This window comes from Pseudoalteromonas qingdaonensis (assembly GCF_038739665.1).
GTDB lineage: Bacteria > Pseudomonadota > Gammaproteobacteria > Enterobacterales > Alteromonadaceae > Pseudoalteromonas > Pseudoalteromonas qingdaonensis.
The window spans coordinates 26,896-35,145 of sequence record NZ_JBCGCU010000024.1 but is presented as its reverse complement, the minus strand read 5'-3'; the positions used below and the strand labels follow the sequence as shown (position 1 = coordinate 35,145).

General features: G+C 47.4%; 5 protein-coding genes and 1 rRNA gene. 2 read left to right on the top strand and 4 right to left on the bottom strand.

What is annotated here, in order from left to right; all coding sequences use genetic code 11:
- From WCN91_RS14910 to rhlB, 3 genes are all read right to left on the bottom strand, one after another.
- Positions 1-110 (bottom strand): 16S ribosomal RNA (locus tag WCN91_RS14910); the annotation flags it as partial.
- Positions 111-632: 522 nt separating this feature from the next.
- A complete protein-coding gene (gene gppA, locus WCN91_RS14905; protein WP_342680156.1) occupies positions 633-2,126 on the bottom strand; it encodes a guanosine-5'-triphosphate,3'-diphosphate diphosphatase in 1,494 nt (497 codons plus the stop codon).
- A 56-nt stretch (positions 2,127-2,182) separates the two neighbouring features.
- Positions 2,183-3,460 (bottom strand): ATP-dependent RNA helicase RhlB, encoded by a 1,278-nt coding sequence (gene rhlB, locus WCN91_RS14900; protein ID WP_342680155.1) that lies wholly within the window; start codon positions 3,458-3,460, stop codon positions 2,183-2,185.
- Positions 3,461-3,551: 91 nt separating this feature from the next.
- On the opposite strand from rhlB, the gene trxA reads away from it, so the two are divergent.
- Together trxA and rho are read left to right on the top strand one after the other, a co-directional pair.
- A complete protein-coding gene (trxA, locus tag WCN91_RS14895; RefSeq protein ID WP_342680154.1) occupies positions 3,552-3,878 on the top strand; it encodes a thioredoxin TrxA in 327 nt (108 codons plus the stop codon).
- Between the two features lie 178 nt (positions 3,879-4,056).
- Entirely contained in the window at positions 4,057-5,316 is a 1,260-nt protein-coding gene (gene rho, locus WCN91_RS14890) for a transcription termination factor Rho (RefSeq protein WP_342680153.1), read from the top strand.
- A gap of 65 nt (positions 5,317-5,381) precedes the next feature.
- On the opposite strand, the gene WCN91_RS14885 is transcribed toward rho, so the two are convergent.
- Positions 5,382-8,180 carry an ATP-binding protein gene (locus tag WCN91_RS14885; protein WP_342680152.1) on the bottom strand — a complete coding sequence of 933 codons (2,799 nt, stop codon included), beginning with the start codon at positions 8,178-8,180 and terminating at the stop codon, positions 5,382-5,384.
- Between the last annotated feature and the right edge of the window lie 70 nt (positions 8,181-8,250).

The following is an 8,250-nucleotide window of genomic DNA, read 5'->3' as shown; positions in this document are numbered from 1 at the left end:
CCGTCCGCCGCTCGTCATCTTCTAGCAAGCTAGAAATGTTACCGCTCGACTTGCATGTGTTAGGCCTGCCGCCAGCGTTCAATCTGAGCCATGATCAAACTCTTCAATTAAAAGTTTTTGAAGCCTAAGCTTCTGCTCAATGAATACTGTGATGATATCTTTCGATATCGAATTGACTGTGCTGCAACAAGTAAACTTGTTGCTGTTGGTCACTCACTTCATTTGAGACTCTAAATTTGTTTGCGTCATCTAGCGAACTAGAATCTGCTGTTAGAACTCAACCTGTACGAGTGCCCACACAGATGATTGCTTCATATTTTTAAAGAACGTTTCGATTCGCTTTCGCTTCTCGAGGGCTGTGCATTCTACTTAACCCTGATTTGTTGTCAACACTTAATTTTTAGAAAATTTAAAGTTTCTAACTTAAGTTTTATTTGACTCCCTGAGTTGCTAGCGCTTCGCTATGCGTTGCTGCCTGCCGTCTCAGTGGGGTCGCATTATAGGGAGATTCGTTTTTGACGCAAGCCCTTTTTTAAAGAAAATTGCTAAAAATGGATCGTTTGCAGTTAAATTGAGCATAAAGACTCAAAAACATACAAAAAACCACCGGATGGTGGCTTTTTGACGGGGTTTTAATTGCTGATGGTTAGTTTCCAACCAGCCTTGCGCTGGTATAGGGACTCTTGCTGTAGCTCACTTAACATAAGGGGATGTGCATCTAACCATTGTTTATCTATATAGAGTGTCAGCGCATTATTATGTTCTTTAATTACCAGCTCGGGTAAAACATCGTTTTTGCGACGCATTGACAGAATTACTGCCAACCTTAATAAACGCACTAACTGAGTGGCTAGCTTTTCGTGAGCACCAAGTGATTCAAAATCGCGTGCCAGCACATCGCCTTTATGGAAGCGCACCAGTTTTGCTACCAGATCATGCTGCTGCTTGGTGAACCCGGGCATATCGGTATTGGTAATAATATAAGCGCCATGCTTAGGGTATTGCTTATATTCGATTAGCAGACCAACCTCATGCAACATGGCCGCTGCGGTCAATAACCCATGTTCGGCCTCACTAAGTTGCCAAGGCTGACTTAATTGCGCCAATAATAGCTTGGCAATGCAGGCAACCCGCTCACCTTGCCTGCTATCCAAATGATAGCGGGTAATAAAACTGTCTATGGTGCGCTGGCGAATATCCTGACGCTGCAGTTGTGGCACCATGCTATAGAGTACGCCTTCACGCAATGCACCACCGGCCAACCCCATGGCGCTCACCTGCAAACTCTCAAAGATGGCAATCAAAATGGCAAGGCCAGAAACAAAGACCAAACGACGCTCTTCACTTAATCCAGGAAGTTGCAGCTGTTCGATTGAGATGTATTGGGTAGTTAATTGACGGATATCAAGCAGCTTGTCTAGGGTCAGGGTTTCATCTTGGCGTTGGGCAACCATGATCTCCTGGATTGCCTGAACCGTGCCAGAGGCGCCTGCGGCATAGTCCCATCCGGTTTCGCGGTATAAGGCAATAATGGGTTGCAGAATTTGTTTTGCCGCCTTGATAGCATTGTCATAATTGCTGTCGCTGAGCAAACCATCTTTAAAGTAATGCTCTAGGTAGGTAACGCAGCCCATATGCAAGCTGGTGTAGTGAATGGCTTGTTGGCCTTCGCCTATGACTATTTCGGTACTGGCGCCACCTATATCAATAACCAGTTGCTTACCAGAGCAAGCCGATGTATGCGCCACACCTTGGTAGATGGTCTTTGCTTCTACTTCGCCGCTGATCACCTTAATGGGATGACCAAGAATTTGCTCTGCGCGCTCTTTGAAGACATCGGCATTCGTCGCCAGTCTGAGCGTGGCCGTGGCGACGATACGAACTTGTGATGCGGGAATATCCTGCAGTCGCTCGGCAAATAAGGCTAAACATTCCCAACCGCGCTCCATTGCTTCCTGACTCAGTTGCATGCTGCCATCGAGGCCCGCCGCCAAACGCACCTTGCGTTTTACTCGGCCCATGGTTTGTAACGAGCCAGCCACAGTTTTGGCAATCAACATATGAAAGCTATTGGAGCCAAGATCAATTACCGCATATAAATCATCTTGGAGAGAAGAATTTACCACGTACTTACCTCTAAAAAAGCTTGGCTTAAAGCCAAGCTTGCACGCTGTTTGCTAGATTAACGCCCTTGTCCATGGCGACGGCGACCTTGCCCATGTCCTTGGCCTTGGCTTTTACCACGTGAACGCCCTTGCGGCCCACGACGTTTAATGGTCTTAGGTGCCGTAAGATCATCCAACAGCGCAGTTTTATCATAATGAGACACTGGAATGTTGTGCTCAATATAGTCTTCGATCTCTTGCAGGTTATAGGCATATTGCTCACAGGCAAAGCTGATGGCATGGCCCGAAGCCCCTGCACGACCGGTACGGCCTATACGGTGTACATAATCTTCGCAATCGTCCGGTAGGTCATAGTTGAATACATGACTTACTTCAGGAATATGCAAACCACGGGCGGCAACGTCCGTCGCTACAAGAAGATCTAAACTGCCTTTGGCAAATTGTGCCAGAGTTGCTTGTCTCTTCTTTTGATTTACATCACCTGTAAGCAAACCAACGCGATGACCGTCTTGCTTTAACCAGGCATAAACCTCTTCACATACATGCTTGGTGTTGGCAAAAACGATGGCTTTTTCCGGCCACTCTTCTTCGATCAGCGTTAGCAGCAGTTTCATTTTGTCGTTTTGCGACGGATGGAAAAGCTCTTCTGCAATACGTTTACCGGTTTTAACATCCGGTTCAATCTGCACATGCTCAGGGTTGGTCATGTGCTCAAACGCTAATTCTTGCACGCGATAAGACAAGGTTGCCGAAAATAGCAGGTTTAGACGCTCGGTCGCTTCTGGCATACGGCGGAACATATAACGGATATCTTTAATAAAGCCGAGGTCGAACATGCGATCCGCTTCATCAAGTACCACAACCTCAATATCATTAAGGGTATAACTGCCTTGTTTATACAAGTCGATCAAACGGCCCGTAGTACCAATTAAAATATCGACACCTTTTTCTAGCTGCGCCCGTTGTTTTTCGTAATCTTCGCCACCATATAATAAACCTAGTTTAAGGTTGCAGTGCGGTGCCAAGATTTTCGCATCTTTGTGGATCTGAATCGCAAGCTCCCGTGTGGGGGCCATGATCAGGGCTCTTGGTTGCTGACCCGACGGCTTTTGACTCTGCAATAAGTGATGGCAGGTGGCGGTAAGAAACGCCAGTGTTTTACCTGTGCCAGTTTGCGCTTGGCCCGCAATGTCGCGGCCAGCCTCAACATAAGGCATACACTTAGCCTGAATAGGCGTGCAGTATTCAAAGCCACTTGCTTGCAATCCGGCAACCACCTCCGGAGCTAAAGCAAAGTCTGCAAATTTTTTATCGGTTAAATGTGTCTTATTCATAGCGATAAAGCATAACGCTTAAACTTGCAATAAGAAACAAGAGTGTTTAAATACGCACTAAATAAATTCGCCAAATTTAACGGAGAACGTGATGAGCGATAAAATTATCCAATTAACAGACGACAGCTTTGATGCTGACGTAATGCAATCAGACAAACCTGTACTAGTCGACTTTTGGGCTGAGTGGTGCGGACCTTGTAAAATGATTGCTCCTATTCTTGACGATGTAGCTGGCGAGTTTGAAGGCCGAGTGACTATCGGTAAATTGAATATCGACCAAAATGCTGGCACTCCGCCTAAGTTTGGTATTCGCGGTATTCCAACCTTACTACTGTTCAAAGACGGTCAGGTTGCTGCTACTAAAGTAGGTGCCCTTTCTAAAGCTCAGCTAGTTGAGTTCTTAGAAAACAACATCTAAGCACAGATTATAAAAAAAAGGGCGCTCGCCCTTTTTTTTATATGACATTTTGTATAAAGACTGGACGATAAGCCACTGAGCTGCTAGTTTATAACCCCAACAACTCCAAGTTTATCCAACAACCTCACTCGAAGTACTTCCATTTCGAGACGATAAATAGTTTAAAGAACCCACCAATATGCATTTACGCGAACTGAAAGACAAGTCGATCAACGAACTTGTAAAACAAGCCGAGTCTATGGGCCTAGAGAATGTAGCCCGCCTAAGAAAACAAGACATTATTTTTGCCATCCTGAAAGCGCACGCGAAAAGCGGCGAAAACATTTTCGGTGGCGGTGTATTAGAAATCCTGCAAGACGGTTTCGGTTTCCTACGTAGCTCAGAAGCTTCGTACCTTGCTGGTCCAGACGATATTTATGTATCTCCAAGCCAAATTCGTCGCTTCAGTTTGCGCACAGGCGACAGCATTGCCGGCCTTATTCGTCCACCAAAAGATGGCGAACGCTATTTTGCTCTGCTTAAAGTTAATGAAGTTAACTTTGATAAGCCGGAAAACTCACGCACCAAGATTTTATTCGAGAACTTAACGCCACTGCACGCCAACGAGCGCTTACGCATGGAGCGTGGTAACGGTAGTACCGAAGATATTACCGCTCGTGTTCTTGACCTTGCAGCGCCGATTGGTAAAGGCCAGCGTGGTCTTTTGGTGGCACCGCCTAAAGCCGGTAAAACCATGCTGCTACAGAATATTGCCCAGTCTATTAGCTATAACCACCCTGATTGTGAACTCATGGTATTGCTTATCGATGAGCGCCCTGAGGAAGTAACAGAAATGCAGCGCCTGGTTAAGGGCGAAGTTGTTGCTTCAACCTTCGATGAGCCGGCCAGCCGCCACGTACAGGTAGCAGAAATGGTGATCGAGAAGGCTAAGCGCCTAGTTGAGCACAAGAAAGACGTAGTTATCCTGCTTGATTCAATCACTCGTCTAGCGCGTGCCTACAACACGGTTATTCCATCATCGGGTAAGGTACTTACCGGTGGTGTTGACGCCAACGCCCTGCACAAGCCAAAGCGCTTCTTTGGTGCGGCACGTAACGTTGAGGAAGGCGGCAGCCTGACTATCATAGCCACTGCGCTTATCGATACCGGCTCGAAAATGGATGAAGTAATCTACGAAGAGTTTAAAGGTACGGGTAACATGGAATTGCACCTGAACCGTAAGATTGCCGAGAAACGCGTATTCCCAGCGATTGACTTCAACCGCTCAGGTACTCGTCGTGAAGAATTACTGACCAAAACGGATGAGCTACAGAAGATGTGGATCCTGCGTAAGATAGTTCACGACATGTCGGAAATCGATGCCATGGAATTCCTTATCGATAAACTGGCCATGTGTAAAACCAATGACGAGTTTTTTGACTCCATGAAGCGCAAGTAAGCTTTATTTGGTTAAATAAAAGCCACTGTAATTGCAGTGGCTTTTTTGTGTCTGCGGTTTAGATATTAATGCCCTGACTCTGTGTCGTGCATCGCCAGATCATTGAGCAGCTCACTGACGTGCTCACCGTCTTGATATTTGGCGGCACGCTCAATGTCACTGAGTAATTGAGCTAAATCGGCATCGGCAAACATCTTTGCTGCCCCCGCCAGGCGATGGGCAATTTGAGCTACGGCGGTAATATCATCACGTTGCTGCGCCGCTTTTAGTAAAGCTATTTCAGCGGGAAGCGTTTGTGCAAAACTCTGGCACAGATCGCTCATATCCACCTCGCGGTAACCTTCTTTTTGCTCACTGATGCTTAGGTAGCGCTCTAACACGGCGCAAAACTGTGCCTTATCTATGGGCTTGGCCAGATGACCGGCAAACCCTACCTGTTTATAGTGAGCGATTTCATGGGTCATGGCATTGGCAGTCAAGGCGATAATGGGGCTACTAAAACCGCACTGTTGCAACAGCGACAACGCCCCTAAACCATCGAGTATCGGCATCTGAATATCCATCAGCACCAGATCCGGATGATGCTTCAAGGCCAATTCCACCGCTTGTTCACCATTTTCGGCGCTGTAAACCGTCACCCCCAGATTCTGCAATAAGCGCTCAATCAGGCGGCGGTTATCCGGGTGATCCTCCGCCAATACCACAGTGCCACTAAAGCTGGAAGCGTAGCAAGGTGGCGGCTGTACTTGCTGCTGGCTCGTTAATTGGATGTGCTGACAGGGCAGCCTAAAGCAAAAACTACTGCCGCATCCCAAGGTGCTGGTTACGGTAATTTGACCCCCCATGATATATGCCAATTGCTGCGACAGGCTCAAGCCCAAACCTGTGCCGCCAAAACGACGACTAATGGAGTTGTCGCCCTGACTAAAGGTGGTAAAAATCGCTTCCAGTTTATCCTCGGCAATGCCAATCCCAGTATCTTCAACACAAAATACCAGGGTCTTTTCCTGAGCACTGACCTTTAGTGTTACCTCGCCCTGCTCAGTAAATTTAATGGCATTAGAGCACAGGTTCACCAACACCTGCTTAACACGAATATAATCCAATTCAGCGCCGCTGTTTGCCGGCAGTTGGTTGTCGATGTAAAAGTCGATTCCCTGCTGCAGGGCGCTAGGTGCAAACATGGCCTTAATATCACCAAGCAGCGAATCCAGACTCACCAAGGCAATATTAAGCTCGAGTTTATTGGCCTCGATTTTACTTAAATCCAGTACATCATTGATCAACTCACCCAGATGCTTGCTGTTGTTATAAATAACCTGCAGCTCCTTGGCGACATCGCCCTTGCGCACCTCACCATGAATAATGGCCTCGGCCTGACCCATGATAGAAGTCAGCGGTGTTCTGATCTCATGACTTATATTGGCCAGAAACTGGCTTTTAATTTCATTAGCTGAACTAAGCTGTTGTGCCAGAGCCTCAAGTTCCTGGGTACGCTGACGCACCTTCTCTTCTAAGATGGTATTGGCTCGGCGCTCGGCTCCGCGGCGATACAGCAGCACGCCGATAATCAAGGTCAGCAACAATAATCCGGCTACCAGCCAGGTAAACTGATTACGTTGGTGCGCTGCAATACGCTCAAACTCCTGCTGACGCTGCAGTGATTCCACTTGGCGCTGCAACTGAGTCGTGTTGTATTTGGCATGAAAATCATTAAGGCGACTGGCTATGGCCTTACTAACGGCCTGATCGCGTTCACGCTCATATTTTTCAAACAGCACCAAAGCCTGCTTAGTATCGCCCTTGGCGGCCACCAGCAATAGTTCAATTAAATAAGTATCCAGAGGCTCATTATTATTGTTGTCCTGACTTGCCAGCGCATAGGCCTGCGCCAAGGCTTCTTGCGCACGCTCATACTCGCCCTTGCCATAAAGTACCTTGGCGGTAATCTCTTGTATGGTAATGAGTCCGGGGAAGTAATCAAACACCTCCAGGTGAGCCTTGGCTTCTTCTAAAGTTGCCAAGGCGTCATCGAAGCGGCCCTGGGAAAAGTAAAGGTTGGCCAAATTCATCAAGGTGTTGTTAAAACTTAAGGAATCATGGATTTTAGCTAGGTTTGCCAACGCCAATTGATACTGCTCGGCGGCGGCATCGAGTTGCCCTAGGTTGCGATAAATAACGCCGAGATTAGACTGCATTTGCGCCAGACCTGCGGTGTCCCCCAGGCGCGTAAATGCATCGCCCACTGTGGCATACATCTCCAACGCGGCATCATAGCGATCGGCACTAATATAGGCGCCGGCAATATTGTGAGTAATATCGACCTTATCCTGCTCCGAGCCATACTCGTCATATAAGGTTTTGGCGCTGCCAAAATAATCTATGGCCTGCTCCAGGCGCTCTGCGCGCATCAAGGCTAAGCCGATATTATTGTATAAATGAGCCTGCAACAGTGGCTCATTTATTTGTTCAAGTATCTGTAAGGCTCTGGAGTAATCCTCGACGGCACTAAGATAATGGCCGCGATAGTAATTGGCTATCCCCTGCTTTTTCGCGTAATCGGCACGTTGTACTGGAGGCTCAATATCGGCGGATAACTGCTCTGCCCGCAAAAAATAACGGGTCGCTTTTTGATAATCCCCACTGCCAAAGTATTGCTCGGCAACAAACCGAGTCAGTGCTAGCTTTTCTTTATCGGCTATAGGTTCGCTTAAACTTGCTATAGCACGCTCGAGTTGTACCTCTTTGGGCTCAAGCAGGATTTGCTCCAGCGTCGAGCTGGCACCGTAACAGGGAGCAAGAGACAAGGCAGCACAGAAAAACAGGCTTAGTGGTTTATAAAAGCAGACCTTCCTTTGCAGCATTACTTTCTTCCACTTTGTCGTTGCGTTAGGGCATAGCTACCAGGCCCCGGGCTATTGATTACTTGAGACA

Coding starts and splice junctions, on each gene's coding strand:
- rhlB (WP_342680155.1), bottom strand. CDS start 3,460: ATGAATAAGACACATTTAACCGATAAAAAATTTGCAGACTTTGCTTTA.
- trxA (WP_342680154.1), top strand. CDS start 3,552: ATGAGCGATAAAATTATCCAATTAACAGACGACAGCTTTGATGCTGAC.
- rho (WP_342680153.1), top strand. CDS start 4,057: ATGCATTTACGCGAACTGAAAGACAAGTCGATCAACGAACTTGTAAAA.
- WCN91_RS14885 (WP_342680152.1), bottom strand. CDS start 8,180: ATGCTGCAAAGGAAGGTCTGCTTTTATAAACCACTAAGCCTGTTTTTC.